The organism is Rariglobus hedericola, from assembly GCF_007559335.1.
In the GTDB taxonomy this organism is placed as follows: domain Bacteria; phylum Verrucomicrobiota; class Verrucomicrobiia; order Opitutales; family Opitutaceae; genus Rariglobus; species Rariglobus hedericola.
Map to the genome: position 1 here is coordinate 1320697 of NZ_VMBG01000001.1, position 23363 is coordinate 1344059.

Annotated in this window: 21 protein-coding genes and 1 pseudogene; 19 read left to right on the forward strand and 3 right to left on the reverse strand. The window is 62.6% G+C overall.

What is annotated here, in order from left to right; translation table 11 throughout:
* Positions 1 to 30 precede the first annotated feature (30 nt).
* The 19 genes and pseudogenes from ntrB to FPL22_RS05840 all read left to right on the forward strand — a co-directional run bounded on the left by ntrB (position 31) and on the right by FPL22_RS05840 (position 19729).
* Positions 31 to 825: a nitrate ABC transporter permease gene (ntrB, locus tag FPL22_RS05750; RefSeq protein ID WP_144229154.1), complete on the forward strand. Its 795-nt coding sequence runs from the start codon at positions 31 to 33 to the stop codon at positions 823 to 825.
* A gap of 12 nt (positions 826 to 837) precedes the next feature.
* Positions 838 to 2604 (forward strand): annotated as a pseudogene (locus FPL22_RS18160) (ABC transporter ATP-binding protein).
* Between the two features lie 97 nt (positions 2605 to 2701).
* On the forward strand, positions 2702 to 3949 hold the full coding sequence (locus tag FPL22_RS05760) for an alginate export family protein (protein ID WP_162525202.1): 1248 nt from the start codon (positions 2702 to 2704) through the stop codon (positions 3947 to 3949).
* A 180-nt stretch (positions 3950 to 4129) separates the two neighbouring features.
* Positions 4130 to 5908, forward strand: a complete 1779-nt coding sequence (locus tag FPL22_RS05765) for a NirA family protein (RefSeq protein WP_144229156.1) — start codon at positions 4130 to 4132, stop codon at positions 5906 to 5908.
* Positions 5905 to 7587 carry a diflavin oxidoreductase gene (locus FPL22_RS05770; RefSeq protein ID WP_144229157.1) on the forward strand — a complete coding sequence of 561 codons (1683 nt, stop codon included), beginning with the start codon at positions 5905 to 5907 and terminating at the stop codon, positions 7585 to 7587. The genes FPL22_RS05765 and FPL22_RS05770 overlap by 4 nt, the downstream gene beginning before the upstream one ends.
* Before the next feature lie 180 nt (positions 7588 to 7767).
* Entirely contained in the window at positions 7768 to 9228 is a 1461-nt protein-coding gene (locus FPL22_RS05775; protein WP_144229158.1) for a DmsC/YnfH family molybdoenzyme membrane anchor subunit, read from the forward strand.
* A gap of 105 nt (positions 9229 to 9333) precedes the next feature.
* A complete protein-coding gene (locus FPL22_RS05780; RefSeq protein ID WP_144230267.1) occupies positions 9334 to 11517 on the forward strand; it encodes a molybdopterin oxidoreductase family protein in 2184 nt (727 codons plus the stop codon).
* Between the two features lie 49 nt (positions 11518 to 11566).
* Positions 11567 to 12343, forward strand: a complete 777-nt coding sequence (locus tag FPL22_RS05785; protein ID WP_162525203.1) for a hypothetical protein — start codon at positions 11567 to 11569, stop codon at positions 12341 to 12343.
* A 19-nt stretch (positions 12344 to 12362) separates the two neighbouring features.
* Complete coding sequence (locus FPL22_RS05790) at positions 12363 to 12716, forward strand: winged helix-turn-helix domain-containing protein (RefSeq protein ID WP_144229160.1); 354 nt, start codon at positions 12363 to 12365, stop codon at positions 12714 to 12716.
* A 113-nt stretch (positions 12717 to 12829) separates the two neighbouring features.
* Positions 12830 to 13561, forward strand: a complete 732-nt coding sequence (locus tag FPL22_RS05795) for a sulfite exporter TauE/SafE family protein (RefSeq protein ID WP_144229161.1) — start codon at positions 12830 to 12832, stop codon at positions 13559 to 13561.
* Positions 13558 to 14529, forward strand: a complete 972-nt coding sequence (moaA, locus tag FPL22_RS05800; RefSeq protein ID WP_144229162.1) for a GTP 3',8-cyclase MoaA — start codon at positions 13558 to 13560, stop codon at positions 14527 to 14529. The genes FPL22_RS05795 and moaA overlap by 4 nt, the downstream gene beginning before the upstream one ends.
* Positions 14530 to 14577: 48 nt before the next feature.
* Entirely contained in the window at positions 14578 to 14817 is a 240-nt protein-coding gene (locus tag FPL22_RS05805) for a MoaD/ThiS family protein (RefSeq protein ID WP_144229163.1), read from the forward strand.
* Positions 14818 to 14870: 53 nt separating this feature from the next.
* A complete protein-coding gene (locus FPL22_RS05810; protein WP_144229164.1) occupies positions 14871 to 15254 on the forward strand; it encodes a molybdopterin synthase catalytic subunit in 384 nt (127 codons plus the stop codon).
* Positions 15251 to 16423, forward strand: a complete 1173-nt coding sequence (locus FPL22_RS05815) for a molybdopterin molybdotransferase MoeA (RefSeq protein ID WP_144229165.1) — start codon at positions 15251 to 15253, stop codon at positions 16421 to 16423. The genes FPL22_RS05810 and FPL22_RS05815 overlap by 4 nt, the downstream gene beginning before the upstream one ends.
* Positions 16424 to 16426: 3 nt before the next feature.
* Positions 16427 to 16873 (forward strand): cyclic pyranopterin monophosphate synthase MoaC, encoded by a 447-nt coding sequence (gene moaC, locus FPL22_RS05820; protein WP_144229166.1) that lies wholly within the window; start codon positions 16427 to 16429, stop codon positions 16871 to 16873.
* A complete protein-coding gene (gene mog, locus FPL22_RS05825; RefSeq protein WP_144229167.1) occupies positions 16870 to 17343 on the forward strand; it encodes a molybdopterin adenylyltransferase in 474 nt (157 codons plus the stop codon). Before moaC ends, mog begins: the two co-directional genes overlap by 4 nt.
* A gap of 2 nt (positions 17344 to 17345) precedes the next feature.
* On the forward strand, positions 17346 to 17840 hold the full coding sequence (locus FPL22_RS05830; RefSeq protein WP_144229168.1) for an MOSC domain-containing protein: 495 nt from the start codon (positions 17346 to 17348) through the stop codon (positions 17838 to 17840).
* Positions 17833 to 18423, forward strand: coding sequence for a molybdenum cofactor guanylyltransferase (gene mobA / locus FPL22_RS05835; RefSeq protein WP_162525204.1), 591 nt, complete (start codon positions 17833 to 17835; stop codon positions 18421 to 18423). Before FPL22_RS05830 ends, mobA begins: the two co-directional genes overlap by 8 nt.
* Before the next feature lie 214 nt (positions 18424 to 18637).
* Positions 18638 to 19729, forward strand: coding sequence for a sigma-70 family RNA polymerase sigma factor (locus FPL22_RS05840; RefSeq protein WP_144229170.1), 1092 nt, complete (start codon positions 18638 to 18640; stop codon positions 19727 to 19729).
* 201 nt (positions 19730 to 19930) lie between these two features.
* Here the strand turns inward: FPL22_RS05840 and rpsA are convergent, their stop codons facing one another.
* From rpsA to FPL22_RS05855, 3 genes are all read right to left on the reverse strand, one after another.
* Positions 19931 to 21604 carry a 30S ribosomal protein S1 gene (rpsA, locus tag FPL22_RS05845; RefSeq protein ID WP_238991321.1) on the reverse strand — a complete coding sequence of 558 codons (1674 nt, stop codon included), beginning with the start codon at positions 21602 to 21604 and terminating at the stop codon, positions 19931 to 19933.
* A gap of 229 nt (positions 21605 to 21833) precedes the next feature.
* Positions 21834 to 22313 (reverse strand): hypothetical protein, encoded by a 480-nt coding sequence (locus FPL22_RS05850; RefSeq protein ID WP_144229171.1) that lies wholly within the window; start codon positions 22311 to 22313, stop codon positions 21834 to 21836.
* Entirely contained in the window at positions 22310 to 23362 is a 1053-nt protein-coding gene (locus tag FPL22_RS05855; RefSeq protein ID WP_238991322.1) for an agmatine deiminase family protein, read from the reverse strand. Before FPL22_RS05855 ends, FPL22_RS05850 begins: the two co-directional genes overlap by 4 nt.
* Between the last annotated feature and the right edge of the window lies 1 nt (position 23363).

Genomic DNA, 23363 nt, shown 5'->3' on the forward strand with positions numbered 1-23363 from the left:
CCGCTCTCCCGCACCAAGCCGCCGAATCCCATGAACGCCAACGTCCGCAATTTCCTCATCAACTGCGCCTGCCTCCTTGCGGGCGTTGTGCTCACCCTCGGTTTCTGGTCCCTGCTCAGCGCCACCGTCGCCAAAGAACTTCCCACTCCCGCCGCCACGTGGGAAGTAGCCAAGCCCTACGTCCTGGAGCCGCTCGCCAAGCGCGGTGAACAGGACCAGGGCATTCTCCGCCTCGTCGGTTATTCCCTGGCGCTCGTCGCCAAGGGCTACGCCATCGCCCTCATCGTCGGCACGCCGATCGGCTTCTTCCTCGGTCTCTCGAAGGGCTTCTCACGTCTCTTCGATCCGATCGTCCAGGTGCTACGTCCGGTTTCGCCTCTCGCCTGGTTACCGCTCGGCATGGTGCTTTTCCTCAGCACCGGAAAACAGGCCCTCGAAAACGGCGCCCTCTTCACCATTGCGATCTGTGCAATGTGGCCAACCGTCCTCAATACCGCCGTCGGCGTCCGCGCGATTCCTCAGGACTATCTCAACGTCGGTCGCGTGCTTAAACTCTCCCGCACCCAGATGCTCTTCAAGATCATGGTGCCCTCCACGCTGCCTTACATGTTCACCGGTTTCCGTCTCTCCCTCGGCATCGCGTGGCTCGTGATCGTCGCTGCCGAGATGCTCACGGGCCGCACCGGCGTCGGCTCCTTCCTTTGGAACGAATACAACAACGCCAACTACGGAAACATCATCTTCTCCATCCTCACCATCGGCATCATCGGGTTCATCCTCGATCGCCTGATGAGCTTGGTTGAGAGCCGCCTCAAGACCGCCTGATTTCCGCACACCATGGCCTTTCTCGAACTCAAAAACGTCTCCAAGTCCTACGGCGGCACGCCCGTGCTGAGCGACGTGAACCTCTCCATCATCGAGGGTGAATTCGTCGCGATCGTCGGCTACTCCGGCCAGGGTAAAACCACGCTCATGTCGCTCATCGCGGGCCTCATCAAGCCCGACTCCGGCACCCTCACCCTCTCCGGCCAGCCCATCACCGGCCCGAGTCCGGATCGCGGTCTCGTCTTTCAAAACTACTCGCTCCTCCCGTGGCTCACCGTCGGCGAAAACATCGACCTCGCCGTCAAATCCGTCTTCCCCGAAAAAACGTCCGCCGAACGCGCCGCCCACATCGATCGCTACATCGCGATGGTGAAGCTCTCACACGCCAAGGACCGCCGCCCGAGTCAACTATCCGGCGGTATGAAGCAGCGCGTATCCGTCGCCCGCACGCTCTCCATCCAGCCGAGCATTTTGCTCCTCGATGAACCGCTCTCCGCCCTCGACGCCCTCACCCGCGCCAACCTCCAGGACGAGATCAACGACATCTGCCAGTCTGACAAAAAGACCGTCGTCCTCATCACCAACTCCGTAGACGAAGCTCTCCTCCTCGCCGACCGCGTCATCCCGCTCACCATCGGCCCCGGTGCTACTCTCGCCGCGCCCATCACCATCGATCTGCCCCGTCCCCGCGACCGCAAGGCCCTCAACCACGAGCCCGAATTCAAGCGCCTGCGAGCCCAGATCACCGACCAGCTCCTCGGTTTCAATGCCGCCCGCAAGTCCTCGCTTTCCCGCAAGCTCATCCTGCCCGACATCCTCCCGGAAAACCTCGACGCCCCCCGCGTCAACCGCCCGCCCCGCCGTCTCTCCGAGGAAAAGAACGAAACCGTCATCTCCGTCTAAGCCATGAGCTCCTTCCTCGAAATCTCCCAGCTTCACAAAACCTTCCCGACTCCGAAGGGTCCGCTCACGGTCGTCGAGGACTTCAATCTCAAGGTTCGCAAAGGCGAATTCATCGCCCTCATCGGCCACTCCGGCTGCGGCAAGAGCACCGTCCTTTCCATGATCGCCGGCCTCGCCGACGTCTCGCAGGGCGGCATCATCCTCTCCGGCAAAGAGGTCACCGCCGCCGGACCCGACCGCGGCGTCGTGTTTCAATCGCCGTGTCTGCTCCCGTGGTTCACCGCCTTTGAAAACGTCATGCTCGGCGTGAACCAGGTTTACTACACCGCCAGCAAATCCGAGCGCATCCAGATCGCCGAATACTACCTCACCGTCGTCGGCCTCGGTGACGCCATGCACAAGCGCCCCGGCGAACTTTCCCAAGGCATGCGTCAACGCTGCGGCATCGCCCGCGCCTTTGCGCTCAGCCCCAAGATGCTCCTCCTCGACGAGCCGTTCGGCATGTTGGACAACCTAACCAAGATGGAGCTCCAGGATGTGCTCCTCGATCTCTGGCAGCGCGACCAGAAGACCGCCCTCATCGTGACCCACGACGTCGATGAAGCCCTCTATCTCGCCGACCGTGTCGTCATGATGTCCGACGGACCCAACGCCACTGTCGGTGATATTTTGGAGATCAATTTCCCTCGTCCACGCAATCGCAAGCAGCTCCTCGAAGATCCCGCCTACTACGCCGCTCGTGAGCACCTGATCACCTTCCTCGAAGAACGCTCCCACCACCGTCCCGAGAAGAGCGCCCACGCCACGCCTCCCACACCGCCCGCCAAGCCGAGCGGCATGCGCAAGCTCTTCGGAGCACTCGCCGCCACCACCTAACCACCGCCCGCACCGCTCCTTTTCCGAGACCTCACGGGTCACCAAGGCCACTGCCTTGGCCTCACGCCACCACTTCCCGCCAGCAATGACACACACCATGAAATCGCACCTCCTCCATATCGCGCTCCTCGCCTCCATCGGCGCAAGCGCCCTCATCGCCGATCCGGCCCCCGCGCCCGCTTCGTTCACCGAATCCCTCACCCACGGAAAAGTCTCCATCAACGCCCGTCTCCGCTACGAGACCGTCGATCAAGACGGTTTCGCCGATGCCGACGCCCTCACCGCCCGCCTGCGTCTCGGCTACACGACCAAGGCCTACAAAGGCTTTCAGGCCATGATCGAGGGCGAAGCCGTCACGCCGATCGTGAAGGACTACTTCGACAGCACCGGCACCAACGGCTCCAACTACGCCGCCGTGGCCGATCCCGAGGTCTATCACGTCAACCAGGCCTGGCTTGCCTACACCTACGAAAAAACCAAGGGCACGCTCGGCCGCCAGAAGCTTATTCTTGATAACGCCCGCTTCATCGGCGACGTCGGTTGGCGCCAGAACGACCAGACGTTCGACGCCTTTGTCGTGCAGGATAAATCATTTGAGAAGACCACGCTAACCTACGCCTACCTCGAACGCATCAACCGCATCTTCGACGACTCAGGCGCCCAGCCAGATTGGGATTCCAACTCGCATGTATTCAACGCCAGCTATGCCGGTTTCCCCATCGGCACCCTGACCGCCTACGCCTACTTGCTCGACTTTGACGCCGACTCCGCTCCCGCCGTCAAAACCGCCGTCCGCAATAATTCCAACGCCACCTACGGCCTGAGTCTCGCCGGCACCCGTCCCTTCAACAAGGACTGGAAGGCGTCTTACCGCCTCGAATACGCCACCCAGTCCGACTACGGCAACAGCGCCCTCGGCTACAACGCCGATTACTACGTCGCCGAACTCGGCGGTGCCTACAAAACCTACACGCTCACCGCCGGCTACGAGGTGCTCGGTTCCGATAACGGCCTCGTCGGCTTCAAAGCCCCGCTCGCCACCATGCACGCCTTCAATGGCTGGGCCGATGCCTTCCTCGCCACACCCGCCGGCGGCCTCACCGACACCTACCTGAAAGCCGGCGCCAAAGCCCCCGGCCCCGTCCAGCTCCTCGCCGGCTACCATTTCTTCGGCACCGAAGACGCCGCCACCACGCTCGCACAGGAGTTCGACGCCTTGGCCGTCTACAAGCTCAACAAGCAACTGAGCTTCACCGCCAAGTTCGCCAAGTTCTGGAGCGACCAGACCGGTGCCGCCACCGCCGACCGCACCAAGTTCTGGCTCCAGGCCGACTACGCCTACTGATCCCCATTCGCGCCCGACGATTCGCCCCGCTCCTTATTTCCAGAGCGGGGCGTTTCAGCCTCCTTCGCAGACGCTTAACGATGATGAGAAAAACTCATCATTTTTAAAAATACTATTCACGCCCTTAATTAACCGAATGCCGTTCATGGCATCGGCGGTGCTCCCTCAACGCACGCACTCATGACCGAGACATCGACCACATTTCCCGCAGGCACCCCCGGCTCTTTCACCGCCGCGCAGAAGGAATACCTCCAAGGTTTCATGGCCGGCGCAGGTGTCTCGTTTCCTTTCTCCGTAGCCAGCGAGCTCGGCCAAGCTCCAGCCCCTCTGGCCCCCGAACCCACGATCTACGGCACCGCCCTCGCCGATCTCTGCAAAGAGGAACTCTGGAAACACAAAGAGGATCCGCTCGACTCTTGGGAGCGCCTCATCGCCCACGCCGACGCCAACAGGTTTCCCGATGCCGAGAACATGTATCGGTTTAAAACCCACGGCCTCTTCTACGTCGCCCCCGCGCAGGACAGTTTTATGATCCGCCTGCGCGTCCCCGCCTGCGAGATCACCGCCCACCAATTTCACGGTCTCGCCGACCTCGCCTCCGAAATCGGTAACGGCCACGTCGACCTCACCACGCGCGGCAACGTCCAGCTCCGCGAGCTCAAGCCCCGCGACCTCGTCACCGTGCTCACCCGCGTGCAGGAGCTCGGTCTTACTTCGCGCGGTGCCGGCGCGGACAACATCCGCAACGTCACCGCTTCCCCCAACTGCGGTTTCGACCCATCCGAGGTCCTTGATGTGCGCCCCTACGCCAAAGCGGTTCACCACTACATCATGAACCACCGCGACTGCTACGGACTCCCGCGCAAATTCAACATCGCCTTCGACAACGGAGGCAGCCTCACCGTCGCCGCCGACACCAACGACATCGCCTTCATCGCCACCCGCATCAGCGAAAAATCCGTTTCCCAGGTTTCAGGCCTCAACCCTCAGGTTTCTCTCGGCACTTACTTCCGCGTCCAACTCGGCGGCATCAGCGGACACCAGGACTTCGCCCGCGACACCGGCCTGCTCATCAAACCGTCCGAAGCCACTGCCGTCTCCGCCGCCATCGTCCGCGTCTTCGCCGAAAACGGCGACCGCACCAACCGCAAGAAGGCCCGCCTCAAATACGTCCTCGATAAGTGGGGCTTCGACCGCTTTTTCGCCGAGGTTCAGAAAAAACTCTCCTTTCCTCTCGTCCGCGTTCCTCTCACCGCCTGCGAACCGCGCCGCCCGCTCATCAAGCACGGCTGGATCGGCCCCTACAAACAGGCGCAAAAAGGATTCACCTCCATCGGCATCGGCGTCCCCGTCGGCCGCATGTCCGCGAAACAGATGCACGGCCTCGCCACGCTCGCCGCTAACTTCGGCAAGTCCGAGTTGCGCCTCACCATCTGGCAAAACGTGATCATCCCCCACGTCCCCGACGCCCTCGTCGCCTCCGCCTGCCGCCAACTCCAACACCTCGGCTTCACCACCGAAGCCTCCAGCACCACCAGCGGCATCATCGCCTGCACCGGAAGCCGAGGCTGCAAATACGCCGCAGCCGATACCAAAGGAGCCGCCACCAAGCTCGCCAAACACTTCACATCCTCCGACCTCGTCGTCGAGCAACCCGTCAACATCCACTTCACCGGCTGCTCCAACAGCTGTGCCCAGCACTACTGCGGCGACATCGGCCTGATCGGCGCAAAACAACCCGACGGTGCCGACGGTTTTCACATGGTCCTCGGGGGCGGCATGGACCACGAGCAAGGCATCGCCCGCGAGATCTTCCGCGGGGTCCGCGCCACCGAGGTCCCCGCCCTCACCGAAAGAATTCTACGCACCTACAACGCGAAAAAGTCTTCCGGAGAGACCTTCGTCCAATGGACCCGCCGCCACTCCGACAAAGAGCTTCAAGAGTTTCTCTCCGTATGAGCACCATCCCGCAAATTCCCGACAGCGCTCCTTTCTCTCCCGAGCAACGCGCCTGGCTCAACGGCTTCCTCGCCGGAATCTTCAACCGTGCCCCCGTTGCCGGCTCTCAACCCGCAACTCTCACCGCTCAACTCACGCCCCTCACCATCCTCTTCGCCTCGCAGACCGGCACCTCCGAAGCCCTCGCCAAGCAAGCCGCCAAAGAAGCCGGCAAACGCGGCTTCGCCCCCGCCATCCTCGACATGGCCGAAGTATCCGCCGAACAACTACCCAACCACGCCAACCTCCTCGTCATCACCAGCACCTATGGCGACGGCGAACCACCCGATACCGCCAAGGCCCTCCACACCGTCCTCCGCGAAGGCAGCCACGCGTTCGCTGGACTCCGCTACAGCGTCTGCGCCCTCGGTGACACCAACTACACGCTCTTCTGCCAGGCCGGCAAAGATTTCGACGCTTACTTCGAGAAGCACGGCGCCACCCGCATCAGTCCCCGCACCGACTGCGACGTGGACTACGAAGCCCCCTTCAACGCCTGGCTCGACACCACCCTCAACGCCCTCGGAGCATCCTCAGCAGCGCCCGTCCCGGTCACTGAGGCGTCACCACCTTCCGCACCCGTCGCCTACGATAAGAAAAACCCTTTTCCTGCCCCGGTCCTCGCCATCCGCAATCTGAACGGCCCCGGTTCCGCCAAGGAGGTCAACCACGTCGAGTTCGACCTCACCGGCTCAGGCCTCGTTTACGAAGCCGGCGACGCCCTCGGTGTCATCCCGCAAAACTGCCCCGACCTCGTCTCCGCCATAATAGCGTCCCTCGACTGCGACGGCGAGGAAGCCGTCCCCACCCCCGTCGGCGAACTCCCCCTGCGCACCGCCCTCACCGTTCACTACGAACTCGGCAAACCCGCCCCCGCCCTGCTCGAACTCCTCAACGTCACGACCCCCGTCCACCACGTCCTCGACGCCCTCCACGCCACCGCCACCAAACCCGCTCCCTCCGCCTTCGTAGCCACGCTGAAAAAAATCCAGCCCCGTCTCTACTCTATCTCCTCCTCGCCCAAGGCCCACCCGACCCAGGTCCACCTCACAGTCGGCGCTGTCCGCTACGAACTGAACGGACTCCCGCGCAAAGGCGTGTGCTCCACCTTCCTTGCCGAGCGCGCCCTCGCCCACGGCACCGCCGGCATCTTCGTCCACAGCAACAAAGCCTTCCGCCCGCCCGCCGACCTTAACGCCCCGATAATCATGGTCGGCCCAGGCACCGGCATCGCCCCTTTCCGCGCCTTCCTCGAAGAACGCGCCGCTACCCAGGCACCCGGCAAAAACTGGCTCTTCTTCGGCGACCAGAAAGCGTCCTCCGATTTCCTCTACCAAAACGAACTCACCGCGCTCCAGTCCGCCGGCGTTCTCACCCGCCTCGACCTAGCGTTCTCCCGCGACCAACCCGAGAAGATCTACGTCCAGACCAAGATGCTCGCCGCCGCCGACGAACTCTACGCGTGGCTCGAGCAAGGCGCCTACTTCTACGTCTGCGGCGACGCCTCCCGCATGGCCAAGGACGTCGATGCTGCCCTCCACAAAGCGATCGAACTCGCCGGAAAAAAATCCCCCGAGGAAGCCACCGCCTACGTCCAATCCCTCAAGACCGCCAAGCGCTACCAGCGGGACGTTTACTAGGGTGTGTCTTTGAAATAAGCCCATGCTTTGTAACTTCAAAACCATGCTCGGCCAAGGCGGCCGAGACGGAGGCGGGCCAAAGGCCCGTGCCGGCGAGGACAACGCCGGTCCAGCTTGGTTTTCAAGTTACCCGAAGGGCGTAAGCAGAGCGTGGGATTATTTTAAAGACACACCCCAAAAATGACCGACCCGGTCCGCACGCTCATCGACGAACTTATCGAGTCGCAACGCCGCCTCGACACTCCTGTCGCCCGCTTCGCGACGGCCCACGACTCCGGCAACGCTCCGCGCTCCCAGCTCATCCCGCTCTCCGCCCCCGTCCCCGGCGAGCAATACGCCTTCCAAGTCGATCTCGACAGCTGCACCGGCTGCAAAGCCTGCGTCGCCGGCTGCCACTCCCTCAACGGTCTCGACGAAAACGAAACCTGGCGCGACGTCGGCCTCGTCCTCGGCGGCACCGAAGTCCATCCCTTCCAGCAAACCGTAACGACCGCCTGCCACCACTGCGAAGACCCCGCATGCCTCAACGGCTGCCCCGTTCTCGCCTACGAGAAAGATCCGGTCACCGGCATCGTGGTCCACCTCGACGACCAGTGCATCGGCTGCAGCTACTGCGTGCTCAAGTGCCCCTACGACGTCCCCAAGTTCAACGACCGCCTCGGCATCGTCCGCAAGTGCGACATGTGCCACGGCCGCCTCGCCGCCGGCGAAGCCCCCGCGTGCGTCCAGTCCTGCCCCACCGAGGCCATCACCATCATCAAGGTCACCTCCGCCACCGAACCCAGCCAGTGGCTCCATGCCGCCCCGGATCCCTCCTACACGAAGCCCACCACGCGCTACGTATCCAAAAATCCGTTACCCCATAACCTCCGTGCCGCCGACGCCGACACCCTCCGCCCCCAGCACGCCCACTACGCCCTCGTCGTCCTCTTAGTCCTCACCCAACTCGGCCTCGGTCTCTTGATCGGCTCTCTGCTCTGGACCCTAGACTCTGGACTTCCCCTCCTGGCTCTCACCCTCTTCACCGCCGGCCTCGTCGCCAGCGTCGCCCACTTGGGCCAACCTTTCCGCGCTTGGCGTATTTTTCTCGGACTCCGCCGCAGCTGGCTCAGCCGCGAAGCCGTCCTCCTCGGCACCGCGTTTCCCCTCTTTCTCACCTCGGCCATCAGTGAATGGATCGTTCCTTACGTTCCGTCCCTTCTCCGTCCTCTGATCGCTGTCCTCAGTCCCACCGCGATTCTGATCGCGACTGCCGGCGTCTTCTGCAGCGCCATGATCTACACTGACACCCGCCGCCATTTCTGGCGTCTCTCCCAGACTCTCGGCCGCATGGCCGGCACCGTCGTCATCGCCGCCCTCGCCTTCTACAACCCCAAGCTCGCCGCCCTCGCCCTCGCGGCAAAGCTCGCGATCGAACTCATCACCTACCGCGGCGACTCCGTCTCGGCCCGCCTGCAGCAAGGCCCGCTCCGCCGCCTGTGGGGTGCACGTCTCATCCTCGCCTTCCTCACCGCCGGACTCTTCCTCTCCAACCACGCCGCCATCGGCTTCTTCTTCCTCCTCATCGGCGAACTCATCGAACGGACCCTCTTCTTCCAAGCTGTGGACTCCCCAAAAATGCCCGGCGTCCCCTCTTCCTAATCCGTCCGCCCTCCGTCCTCTGTCTTCCGCTCTACGTCCTCCGCGCCCTCCGTGTCCTCTGTGTTAAACACCACTCTCCTCGCGCTCCGCGCCCGCACCGGTCCCATGACCACGGAGCTCGTGCGCCACCCCTCCGACTTCGGCCTCGGCATTCCGCAGCACCCCTCCCGCCTCACCCCCGCCTCGACCACCCAATCCATCTGCGGCTTCTGCAGCACCGGCTGCTCGCTCAACATCCACCGCGACGCCTCCGGCCAGGCCATCAACCTCAGCCCCGACCCCGCCTACCCCGTCAACCTCGGCATGGCCTGCCCCAAAGGCTGGGAAGCCCTCACCCCGCTCGCCGCCACCGACCGCCTCACCACTCCCCTCCTTCGCAACAAAATCACCGGCCTCCTCGAACCCGTCTCCTGGCCCGTCGCCCTCGCCGCGTTCGTCGAAAACTTTAAACGCATCCAGCAAACCCACGGCCCGCACGCGCTCTCCTTCCTCAGCACCGGCCAGATCGTTATGGAGGAAATGGCGCTCCTCGGCGCCCTCGCGAAATTCGGCATGGGCATGCTCCACGTGGACTCCAACACGCGCCAGTGCATGGCCACGTCCCACGTCGCCTACAAACAATCCTTCGGCTTCGACGCCCCGCCCTTCAGCTACGCCGACTTCGAGGAAAGCGACGCCCTCATCTTCATCGGCGCCAACCCCTGCATCGCCCACCCCATCATGTGGCAGCGCGTGATGATGAATAAGCGCAAACCCGAGATCATCGTCATCGACCCCCGCCGCACCGAGACCGCCGTCGCCGCCACCCTCCACGTCCCGCTCCTCCCCAAAAGCGACCTCACGCTCCTCTACGGTTTCGCCCACCTCCTCATCCAACGCGGCGCCGTCCAACGCGACTTCATCGACGCCCACACGTCCAACTACCCCGCGTTCGCCTCCTTCCTCGCCGCCTTCACCCCCGAGCGCGTCTCCACCGAAACCGGCCTGCCCGTCGAGACCCTCCACCGCGTCGTCGAGATCATCGCCACCAAGGAACGCGTCTCCTTCTGGTGGACGATGGGAGTCAACCAAGGCCACGAATCCACCCGCACCGCCCAAGCCATCATCAACCTCGCCCTGATGACCGGCAACATCGGCCGCCCCGGCACCGGCGCCAACTCCATCACCGGCCAGTGCAACGCCATGGGTTCGCGCCTCTTTGGCAACGCCTCGTCCTTGCTCGGTGGATACGACTTCGCCAACGACGCCCACCGCACCCACGTCGCCGCCATCCTCGGAATCGACGCGCAAAAAATTCCCTCCGAAAAAAGCTGGGCCTACGACCAGATTATAGACGGCATCGACAGCGGCGCCATCAAAGGCCTCTGGGTCATCGCCACAAACACCGCGCACTCTTGGATCAACCAAAAGCGTTTCCCCGAACTCCGCCGCAAACTCGAGTTCATGGTCGTGCAGGACATGTATGCCACGACGGAGACCGCGCAGATGGCCGACCTCGTCCTCCCCGCCGCCGGCTGGGGAGAGAAGGAAGGCGTCTTCATCAACAGCGAACGCCGCCTCGGCGTTTCCCGCAAAGTCTCCCGCGCCCCTGGCGAAGCCCTCAGCGATTTCGCCATCTTCCAACTCGTCGCCGAAGCCTGGGGCTGCGGAGACATGTTCCGCCAATGGTCGTCCCCCGAAGCCGCCTTCCGCATCCTCCGCGAACTCACCCGCGGACAACCCTGCAACATCACCGGCATCGAAGGTTACGACCACATCCAACACTCCGGCGGGATCCAGTGGCCCTACCCCGCTGATTCCAGCTCTCAGCTCCCAGCTCTTGGCTCTAAGCTTGGTTCGCATCGCCGCCTCTTCACCGACGGCCATTTCTACACTGCCGACCAGCGCGCCGTCTTCCACTTCGACGAACCGCGCCCCATGCCCGAGCCGCCGGACAAAGCGTATCCCTTCCTCCTCAACACCGGCCGCGGCAGCTCCGCGCAGTGGCACACCGGCAGCCGCACCAACAAAAGCGATGTTCTCGTCAAACTCGCCCCGACCTCCCTCTACGTCGAAATCAACCCCGCCGACGCCGCTCGTCTCGGCATCGCCAACAACGACGATGTCCTCGTGAGTTCCCGCCGCGGCGACGCCGAAGCCTTCGCCGTCGTCACGTCCACCGTGCAACCCGGCCAGCTCTTCATGCCGATGCACTTCGACGCCGTGAACCGCCTCACCTTCCCGTCCTTCGACCCGCACTCCCGCCAGCCGTCCTACAAAGCCTGCGCCGTCCGCCTTGCCCGCAGCTGACCTACGTTCTCATTTGCCCCACCTTGCATTCCGCGTTGGCCTTATCTGTATGCCCTCTCCTTGCTTCAGAAGCCTTCCGGTCATAATCGCGATTCTGATAGCCGCTCCAGTCTTTGGCTCAATCATGGGAGGCAACTCCCTCGAAATCGATTTTACCAAACCCGACGACGCCAAGCTCAAGTCCACGTGGTCAGACACTATCGATATTAGCCCTCAAGGTCTCGGGTGGGATTCATCCCCAGCCTCAGCTAGGAACGGGTGGATTCAAACATCCCCGCTCGCCACCGGACTTTCATGGCGCCCCGCTTCCTCGGTCACCGCAAGAGTGATGATCGAACCGGACAGCCAACCCATTCAGCTCGCCAGCGGACAAACTTCCACACCATGGATCGGCTCTGTGTTCGCACGCTACAGCCCCGATCGCAAAAACTGGTCTAGTTGGCAGGCGCTCACTCCGGCTTACTCCACTGATGGCACACCCACAACAAAACGAATTTTTACTGCCCTGCTGAGCGTGCCAGACCGTGAGCAAAAAGAATATAGAGCCTTGATTAGTGCCTACAGCCAACTCGACGTGGAGTGGAAGAGTGACGAGGAAGCGGCCGTAAAATGGATACTCAAAAAGGATCCCCGTTTCTTTGAGCGCTCCTTGCCGTTTGTAGGCTACGTGGAGTTCTTATTCGAAGCATCATTCTACGGCAGTCAGCGAATTACATCCTTCAAATCCAGTGTAAGCTACGGAATCGGGGGAATGGCATCCGTCCCAAAAGACCCAAAAAACAAAAGAAATCAGGATTTTAGCCCTTGGCGGTTCCAAGCGCCCTAATTTCACAACCTCATCCCCCATGTCCGCCCCCCTCACCGTCGAAGCCAAGATCCGCATGAACTCCGGCCGCCGCTTCGCCTTCGGCCCGGGCAAAGCCGATCTCCTCGCCCGCATCGACGCGACCGGCTCCATCAGCGAAGCCGCCAAGACGATGGAGATGTCTTACATGCGCGCCTGGCAGATCGTGAAGAGCCTGGACGGAGCCTTCGCCGAACCCCTCGTCCTCAAATCCCGCGGAGGCAAAGCCAAAGGCGGCGCCACCCTCTCCGAAACCGGCCGCGAAGTCCTCCGCCTCTACCGCGAAATGGAAACCGCCGCCCAATCCGCCTGCGAAAAATCCGGCGCCCGCATCGCCGACCTGCTGAAGTCCTGACCGTTCGACCGCACGCGAGCCGCTCATCCAAATCCCGCGCAACTTTCATGATCCCGACCGTTATATCCATTTGAATATAACGCCTCCGCCGCCACCTTGGTAACCATCGGCCCATGACCACCGACTGGCTCATCCTCCTGGCTCCCTTGCTTCTCGTCGCCGTCCTCTACGGCGCCGTCGGCCACGGCGGTGCCTCGGGCTACCTCGCCGTCATGGCGCTCGCGGGCATCGCCCCCGCCGTGATGAAGCCCACCGCGCTCACGCTCAACCTCGCGGTCTCCCTCATCGGCACCGTGCTCTTCTTCCGCGCCGGACATTTTGCCTGGCGCCTCTTCTGGCCCTTCGCCGTCACCTCGATCCCCTTCGCCTTCCTCGGCGGACGCCTCTCCCTCCCCACTCCCGCCTTCAAACTCCTGCTCGCCCTCGCTCTCGGCTTCGCCGCCCTGCGCTTGCTCCTCCCCGCACCCAAGACCGACGCCCTCCGCCCCGCCCCGATCCTTCTCGTTCTCATCTTCGGTGCCGTGATGGGCCTCGCCTCCGGTCTCATCGGAGTCGGCGGCGGCATTTTTCTCACGCCACTCCTCCTGCTCATGCGCTGGTCCAACACCAAGACCGCCGCCGCCGTCTCCGCACCGTTCATTTTCGTCAACTCCGCCGCCGGCCTCGCCGGACACTCCGCCTCACTCCATCACCTGCCCTCCGCCTGGCCGCTCCTCGCCCTCGCCGTCATCGCCGGCGGGTTTCTCGGCGCCCTCTGGGGCAGCCGCAACGCACGCCTCTCCCAACTCCGCCCCGTCCTCGCCGCCGTCCTCGGTATCGCCTCGCTCAAACTCGTCATCACATGAACGACCCCTTCGGACGGAAAATCGACTACCTGCGCATCTCCGTCACCGACCGGTGCAACGAGCGCTGCCTCTACTGCATGCCCGAAGGCTACAAGGGCTGGGCGCAACGCCCCGACCACCTCACCGCCGAAGAACTCATCCGCATCGCCACCTCCGCCTCCCGACTCGGCTTCAAAAAATTCCGGCTCACCGGCGGCGAACCACTCCTCCGTCCCGACCTCGCCACCATCGCCGCAGGTATCGCCGCGTTACCTACGACCACATCCCTCGGCCTCTCCACCAACGGCACCCGCCTCGCCTCCGCCGCCCGCGACCTCAGCAACGCCGGCGTTACCTCCGTCAACGTCTCACTCGACGCGCTCGACACCGACACCTACCGCCGCGTCACCGGCGGACGCCTCGCCGACGCCCTCGCCGGCATCCACGCCGCCCTCACCGCCGACTTCGAATCCGTAAAACTCAACGTCGTCCTCATGCGCGGCGTGAACGAAGACCAACTCGTCCCCCTCGTTCGTTTCGCCGCCGAGCACCGCACTCCGGTCCGTTTCATCGAGTTGATGCCGCTCACCCGCACCGACGTCCTCAGCTCCGAAAACTTCCTCTCCTGCGAAGACGCTCGCGCCCGCATCGAGTCCGAACTCGGCCCGCTCGAAACCCTGCCCGACTACCGCGCCGGCCACGGCCCCGCTCGTTACACCCGCGCGCAAAATGGCGCACTCGTCGGCTTCATCGGTGCCTTAACCACTCCTGATTTCTGCGGCACCTGCAACAAGCTCCGCCTCACCGCCGACGGCAAACTCCGCCCCTGCCTCGGCCGCCACGGCGAGATCGACCTCCTCGCCCCCTTGCGCGCCGGCCACGCCGACCTCGACGCGCTCCTCACCGAAGCCATCGCCAACAAACCCGAAGACCACACCTTCCAAACTGACTACGTCCCCTCCCGCCCCATGACCGCCATCGGTGGCTAATCTACACAATCCAAAGTGTAACCTATTAGGTTACACTTCCTCCGAAAAATGACCGTCCTCTACTTCGCCAACGCCCGCCGTATCACCGGCTTCTCCGAGGAAGAAATCCCTGCCACCGAGCCCCTCTCCATCTCCGCCTTTTGGGAGCAACTCGTTCAACGCCACCCAGACCTCGCCAGTCTCCGCTCCTCCTCACGCCTCGCCCGCAACAACGACTTCCTGACTTCCTCCGCACACATCGAACCAACCGACGAGATCGCGGTCATTCCGCCCGTCTCCGGAGGCTGATTTACCTTCGCGTCCTTTGCGTCCTTCGCGAGACACCCGATTGAAATAAACCCGTGCACATCGAGATCCTCATCTCCCCCTCCGTCATCACCCCGCCCGCTTCATCCGTGGACGCCGGTGTCGGCGCGCTCGCCACCTTCACCGGCACGGTCCGCGGCTCCGAAAACGACCAACCCATCTCCGCCCTTGTTTACGAAGCCTATCAACCGATGGCCGAGACCGTGATGCATCGCCTCCTCACCGAACTCGCCGCCACACACCCCTGCCACTTCGTCTTCGTCCAACACCGCACCGGCACCGTCCCCGTCGGCGAAGCCGCCATCCACATCGCCGTCCAAGCCAAACACCGCGCCCCCGCCTTCGCCCTCCTCGCCGCCTTCATGGACCGCCTAAAGCAAGACGTCCCCATCTGGAAAACCGACACCCTGCCCGCATGATTTCCGTCGCCGATCTCTGGATACAACTCGACGCCTTGGTCCCGTCGCCCCTTCCCTCCGAGCGCATCCCCCTCGCCTCCGCCCAAGGCCGCATCCTCCGCGAAACCATCCTCGCTCCCGAAGACCAGCCGCCCTTCGACCGCTCCGCCATCGACGGCTACCTCGTCCACACCGACCAACCCGCCGGCCTCGTCACCCTCGAAGGCACGATCCACCCCGGCGCTCCCGCGCCCGCCTCCGCGCCCTCCCCCGGCACCGCCTACCGCATCCTCACCGGCAGCGCCCTCCCTCCCGAGAAAGCCGCACTCATCATGCAAGAGGACACCAAGGCCACCGACACCGGCCGCGTCCACCTCCTCCAATCTCCGTCCACCAAACACATCCGCCGCCGCGCCTCCCAAGCCCGTGCCGGCGACACCCTAATCTCCCCCGGCCAGCTCCTCAACGCCGGCGCCCTCGCCCTCCTCGCCTCCGTCGGCGCGACCGCCCCGCTCGTCTCCCGTCGCGCCCGCGTCGCGCACCTCGTCACCGGCGGCGAACTCGTCTCTCCTGACGCCACGCCCGCCTCCGGCCAGATCCGCGACTCCAACTCCACGCTCATCGCCGCACTCCTCCGCGATTCCCACGCCGACCTGATCTGGCAGCAACGCGTCTCCGACTCCCGTTCAGCCACCGCCGAAGCCCTTGCCGCCGCGCTCGCGCTCCAGCCTGACATCCTCCTCGTCAGTGGCGGTGCCAGCGTCGGCGACCACGACCACACGGGCGCGCTCCTTGCCGACGCCGGCTTCACGATTCACTGCGACAAAGTCGCCAGCCGCCCCGGCAAACCCTTCATCGCCGCCTCGCGCGAAGGCTGCCTCGCGTTCGGACTCCCCGGCAACCCGCTCTCCCACTTCGTCTGCTTCCACCTCTTCGTCCGCCGCGTCCTCGCCCGCCTCGCCGGAACGGAACCCGTCGCACTTATCCGCGCCAAACTCGCGCCCCGTTCCGAACTCCGCCCCGACCCGCGCGAAACCTGGTGGCCCGCGCTCCTCACCCACGACTCCGTCACTGCGCTACCTTGGCGTGACTCTTCCGATCTCACTGTTCTCGCCCGTGCCAACGCCCTGCTCCGCGTGCCCTCGACTCCATCCGCGAGTTCCCAAGTCGAAGTCCTTTGCTGCTCCTAATTCATGAAAAAATTCTCCCACCTCGACACCACCGGCGCCGCCACGATGGTCGATGTCGGCGCCAAGCCGCCGCAACTCCGCCGCGCCGTCGCCACCGGCGAACTCCGCTGCGCCCCCGCCACGATCCGCCTGCTCAAAAAGCAGGCCCTCCCCAAAGGCGACGTCCTCGCCTGCGCCCGCCTCGCCGGCATCATGGCCGCCAAAAAAACCGCCGATCTCATCCCCCTCTGCCACCCACTGGCTCTCGATAAAGTCTCCGTTGATTTCACCATCAAAGCCGACCGCATCCTCATCACCGCCGAAGCCCGCCTCACCGGAAAAACCGGCGTCGAGATGGAAGCCCTCACCGCCGTCTCCGTTGCCGCGCTCACCCTCTACGACATGATGAAGGCCGTGGACAAACAAATGGTCATCGGCGAAGTCCGCGTTTCACTGAAAGAGAAGAAATGAAAATCGCCCGCGTCACCCTCAGCGACCGCGCCTCTGCCGGCATCTACGCCGACCTCAGCGGTCCCGAAATCGAACGCATCCTCGCCCCCGCATTCGAGCCCGCGCCCGCGTTTCTTTCGTGCCTCATCCCGGACGACCGCGCCACCATCGCTGACACGTTGCGCACGCTCTGCGACACCGAGCACTGCGATCTCATCGTCACCACGGGCGGCACCGGCCCCGCGCCGCGCGACGTCACGCCCGAGGCGACTCGCGACGTCCTCGAACGCGAACTCCCCGGCTTTGGCGAAGCCATGCGCGCCGTGAGTTTCGCCAAAGTCCCCACCGCCATCCTCTCCCGCGCCACCGCCGGCACGCGCGGTCGCACGCTCATCATCAACCTCCCCGGCAACCCCCGCGCCATCGGCGAATGCCTCCCACCGCTCCTCCCCGCGATCCGCGAATGCCTGAAACACCTCAACGGTTCCTAACGATGATCCGCATCGAACATCTTTACGTTTCACCGGGCCACAATTACTTCGGTCATCACGGCCAGCCCGCCGGCGAACATCCGATTCTCTCCGTCTCCGAAATCGAGTGCGTCGCCGGACACGGCATCCGCGGAGACCGCTACTTCGATTACAAACCCGACTACAAAGGCCAAATCACCTTCTTCGCCGCCGAAATCTATGACGAACTCTGCGCCACGTTTCTTCCACTGGCCGGCACTCATCCCGAGCCTTCGGCATTCCGCCGCAATGTCATCACTCGCGGAATCGACCTGAACACGCTCATTGGCCAGCAATTCACGATTCAGGGGATCACGTTTCTCGGCACTGCCGAATGCTCTCCCTGCCATTGGATGGACCAAGCCTTTGCCCCCAGAGCGCACGCTGCACTCAAAGATCATGGCGGCCTCCGCGCCAAGATCCTTACAGATGGTTGGCTGCGGGTTTCGCCGGCCAGTTCCATTTCCACTCATGCCTGATTTCGCGATCACGGGTGCCATTCTCGCCGGCGGACGCTCCTCGCGCATGGGGCGTGACAAGGCATTCCTGCCCTTCCCCGCGCCGGACGGCCCGCCTCTCATCGCCCACCAAGCTGCACTGCTCCGCAGCCTGGGAATCACCGATCTCATCATCTCCGGCCGCCTCGACACGGACTATGCGACCACCCTCCCCAACGCCCGAGTGGTTCACGATACCGTGCCTGATGCCGGCCCCCTCGCCGGACTCATCGCAATCCTAGCGGCCGCGAGCCATCCCTGGGTGCTAATCCTGGCCGTGGATCTCCCACAATTAACCCCCACCTACCTCCAAAAAATGATTTCCACCGGAGGAGGACGCATCGGGGTCGTTCCTTATGGCCCTCACGGCTACGAGCCTTTGGCTGGACTTTACCCCCGAACTCTTCTCCCCCGCCTGCAAGCCGCATTGGACGCAGGCCATTTTAGACTTCAAAAGCTGCTCCACGAATCCACTCAAGAAGCTTTAATAAAAGCACTTCCATTGGAACCAGCCGAAATAGACCTCTTCTCGAACTGGAATACGCCTGCCGACGCGGGCATTTAGGCGTATCTGTGCCTTACCTGCGCATGGCACAGCGCTCGCGCACCTAAAATTGAGCCAAAGTGTCGCCACTAAATTTTGCATTTTTTTGCGTCCACCACTGATAGTTGACCGTTTATCTAGTTGGAACGAATTCAGCTTCCACTAGTCTCATTCTATAACCGCCGATGGCCGGATTTGCCGGGAATAACGGTTACAACGCTCAACTCTTACTATCATGGCCGCCAAATCGAAATCCGCCCGTAAGTATTCCGCCGAAACCGACGAAGTCGACACCCTTGCCCCTGCGGCAACTGCCGTCGTCACCGCCGAGTTGGATGCGCCGCCCTCATTTCTCGAAAAGTCCGATACCGCCGCCGCCCGTGAGCCCCAGCCCGCCCATGGTGACCGTAGTAACCTGCAGCTCTATCTACAGGAAATCGGAAAAACCGCTCTGCTCACCATTCAGGAAGAGGTAAAGCTTGCCCGTCGCATCCGCAAGGGTGACAAGGCCGCCCGCGATCACATGATCTCGGCCAACCTGCGTCTCGTCGTGAAGATCGCGATGGATTATAAGGACTTTGGCCTCCCGCTGCTCGACCTCATCTCCGAGGGCAACATCGGCCTCATCAAAGCCGTGGAACGCTTCGACCCACGCAAAGGTGGCAAGCTCTCCACCTACGCCGCCTGGTGGATCAAACAGTCCATCAAGCGCGCCCTCGCCAACCAATCGAAGACCATCCGCCTGCCCGTTCACTTGGTCGACAAGATCTCCAAGATGCGCAAAACCGCGATGAAGCTCACCGAAGAGTTCGGCCGCGAACCCACGGACGAAGAAATCGCAATCGAGCTCCAGGTCCCCACCAGCCGCGTCGCCCACTTGAAGTCGGTCAGCGTGCGTCCGGCCTCGCTCGACGCGCCCATCGGCGAATCGGGTGACTCGGGCACGTTTGGAGAGATTGTCGGCGATGAAAACGCCGCCAGCCCCTTCGAGTCGTTGACCGAAAAGACCCGCAACTCCGATCTCTACGAAATGATCTCCACGCTCGAACCGCGTGAAGCCGAGATCATCAAATATCGCTTCGGTCTCGACGGCCGCGACGAGCTCACCCTCGAAGAGGTCGGCGAGAAGTTCAAGGTCACCCGCGAACGCGTGCGTCAGCTCCAGAACATCGCCCTCTCGAAGATGCGCAAGGCGATGGCCTCCCACGAGCACCAGCGCACCGTCGAGGAGATCGAACTCGAGGAGCAGGTCCGCGCCCGCCACGAGGTCATCCGTGACTTCATGACGGCAAAGTCCGCCAAGGTCGGTGACGCTCAGCGCAACTAATCGTTTGCGATCTCAAACAAGTAAGGATCCAAAGCCGCCCGGTCCAAACCGGGCGGCTTTTTTGTATCCAGAATTTTTGGACAAGGTGAACCGGATCGGCGCCGGTTACCTCACCGCACAAAAAAAGCGCCCGGTCTTTCGACCGGGCGCTTCGTATCAAACGCGAACTACGTGACTCGATGAACGAATCGACGAAGGAGATTAGTCCTTCTTGTCCGAGGCGGCATCGAGGATGTCGCCGAGGTTCATCATGTCGCCCGAGCTGTCGCGGTTGAGGGCCTCGAAGGAGGCGGTCTCGGCGGCGAGCTGCTGCTCGGAGTAGTTGGCGGCCTTGACGGAGAGGCCGAGGCGGCGCTCTTCGCGGTCGATCTTGATCACGCGGGCGGTGATTTCCTGGCCGGGCTTGAGCACGTCCTTCACCTTCTCGATGCGCTCCTCGCTGATCTGCGAGATGTGCACGAGACCGTCGATACCGTCCTTGAGCTCCACGAAGGCGCCGAAGGAGGTGATCTTCGAGACAACGCCGGTGACGACGTCGCCGATCTTGAAGAAGGCGTCGATGTCGGTCCAAGGATCGACCGCGAGCTGCTTGACGCCGAGGCTGATGCGCTGCTGGGAAGCATCGACATCGAGAACGATGGCTTCGACTTCGTCGCCCTTCTTGAGGATTTCGGTCGGGTGGTTGACCTTGCGGGTCCAGCTGAGGTCGGACACGTGGACCATACCGTCGATACCTTCCTCGAGTTCGATGAAGGCGCCGTAGGTGGTCATGTTGCGAACCTTGCCGCGGACGCGAGCGCCGATCGGGTAGTTGTGGCGGGCCATGTCCCACGGATTGGGCTCGAGCTGGCGGAGGCCGAGGGAGATCTTCTGGTCTTCCTTCTGGATACCGAGGACAACCGCATCCAATTCCTGGCCGACTTTGAGGAGCTCGGAGGGCTTGGTGATGCGCTTGGTCCAGGACATCTCGGTGATGTGCACGAGACCTTCGACGCCGGGCTCGATCTCGATGAACGCGCCGTAGGGAACGAGGTTGACGACTTTGCCGTGAACCTTCGCGCCGACGGGGAACTTGTGCTCGATCTCGTCCCAAGGATTCTTGGTGGTCTGCTTGAGACCAAGGGAAACGCGCTCTTTCTCGCGGTTCACTTCGATGATCATGACGTTGATCTCTTCACCCTGCTTGAGGATCTCGCTCGGGTGAGCGATACGGCCCCAGGACATGTCGGTGATGTGGAGGAGACCGTCCATGCCGTCGAGGTCGATGAACGCACCGAAGTCGGTGATGTTCTTGACGACGCCCTTGCGGACTTGGCCGGGCTGGATGGAGTCGAGGAGGTTCTTGCGCTTGTTGGTGCGCTGTTCCTCGATCAGTTCGCGACGGGAAAGAACGATGTTCTTACGGTCGAGATTGATCTTGAGGACCTTGAAATCGTAGGTCTGGCCGACGTATTGATCGAGGTTCTTCGGGGGCTGGATGTCGATGTGCGAAGCGGGCAGGAAGGAATCGACGCCGATCGAAACGATCAGGCCGCCCTTGACCTTGGCCTTGACGCGACCCGCGGCGATGGAGCCCTCGGGGAACTTGGTGAGAATGTTATCCCAGTTCTTCTTTTGCTCGGCCTTGTCGAAGGAGAGGACCGGCGCGCCGGACTTGTCTTCGAGCTTCTCGACGTAGACGTCGATGGAGGAGCCGATCTGGAGATCACCGATATCGATGAACTCGTTGGCGGGGATGACGCCTTCGGATTTGCCACCGATGTCGACGACAACGTCGTTCTGACGGATTTCGGTGATCGTGGCGGTGACGATTGCGCCCTCTTTCAGCTTATCAAAGCCGGACGAGGCGAGCAGGTCTTGCATTATGGAACTCATGTGAACAGATCGAAAAAACGTCGCGTGCTCCGAAGCGCCGGCTTTCCGAGATGACGCCGGTAAAAGCGCCGTGGGTTGATGGTTATACTGACAAAGAGGGCCGATGGGAGCGTCGCGACGACACCGGCCTGAACCTGAAAAATGCCGCGAACGGTCAGAATCGCTGATTTACGAGGGAAACGGCAAGGGCAAACTTGCCCTGCCGCCACTGCCGCCGGCCCTAGGGCGATCAACGCACTAACTGGCTGCTCATCCCAGCCCAGAACGACTCATACAACGGATGGTCGCGCAAACTGGTTTCAGTCCCCTGCCCTGCGCCTTTATTGAAATCATCCTCCACGACTTCCGTAAAAAGCACTCCGACCTCGATGCTGCCATCCGCCGTGGTTTCCAACCGCACCTTGATGGTGCGCTGGCGCGTGCCACGGAGAGCGGCATCACTGGCCAGACCGGAAACGCCTTCGATCACACCTTGCGCGGCGCCCGAACGGGTGATCCGAAAACCAAGTTGACCCGCCGTAGCAACCGCCGCGTCAAAAACCGCCCTCGATTCGCCGGTGAACACGCGCACTTTGTAGCTGGGCCCGGAGAATTTTTCGCGCACGCCCGCACCGAAGTCGTTGCGAACGGACTCACAGCCCGTGAATCCCAGACAGGTCACGGCAAGCAAAACACCCGCCGCCCCACGTATGTGTGCGATGATGCTCACGCGGGTTGCTGCTGAGAGATGCAATGCAGTGTGCCCAGACCCCAGATAAGCTCGTAACAATCAATCGGGATGACCTCACGTCCGGGGAAACACGATGCAATGATGGCATTGGCCTCGGCGTCGCGTTTCTTCTGACGGAAATTCGGCACGAGCACCGCGCCATTGATGATGAGGAAATTCGCGTAGCTCGCCGGCACCGGCTGGCCTTGGAATGCGAAGGGCTTCGGCATCGGCAATTCAACGATGTCGAACTTCTTGCCCTTCGGCGTGCGGAAGGCTTTCAGGCGCTCCAGATTTTCTGCGAGGATTTTGTGGTTCGGATCACGCTTGTTCGACTCTACCACGGTGATGAAACCGTCGGCTTTGTAGAAGCGCGTGATGTCGTCGATGTGGCCGTCGGTGTCATCACCGATGATGCCATCGCCCACCCAGAGAACTTGGGTAACACCGAGGTAATCCTTGAGGTTCTGCTCGATCTGCTCGCGCGTCAGATGAGGATTCCGGTTCTTGTTGAGCAGGCACTGTTCACTGGTGAGCAGCAGTCCCTCGCCGTTCACCTCGATGGAGCCGCCTTCGAGGACCATGTCGTTTTCGAAGCGACGCAGTTTGAGTTTTTTGGCGACGAGCGGAGGGATCGTGTTGTCGAGGTCATAAGGCGGGTATTTCCCACCCCACGCAGTGTGCACCCAATCGGTTACGGCGATCTCGCCGGACTTCTGGTTTTTAACGAAGATAGGGCCGTGATCGCGGCACCACGCATCGTTGGTCGGATGATCGTAGAGCGTGACCTTCGTCAAGTCCGCGCCGGCCTTGGTGATGAGCGACCACGCGCGTTTTTGAAGCGGCGCGCCGATGTTGATGCGCACTTCTTGGAAGCGGCTGATCTGCGCGACAATCTTAGCGAACACGTAGGGAATCGCGCGAAACTGGCCCGGCCACGAAGCACGCTTGTGCGGCCACGAAAGCCAGATGGCGGTCTGCGGAGCCCACTCGGCGGGCATGCGAAAACCAAGTTTCGCCGGAGTCTCCTTCAATTTTTTAGCGGCCATG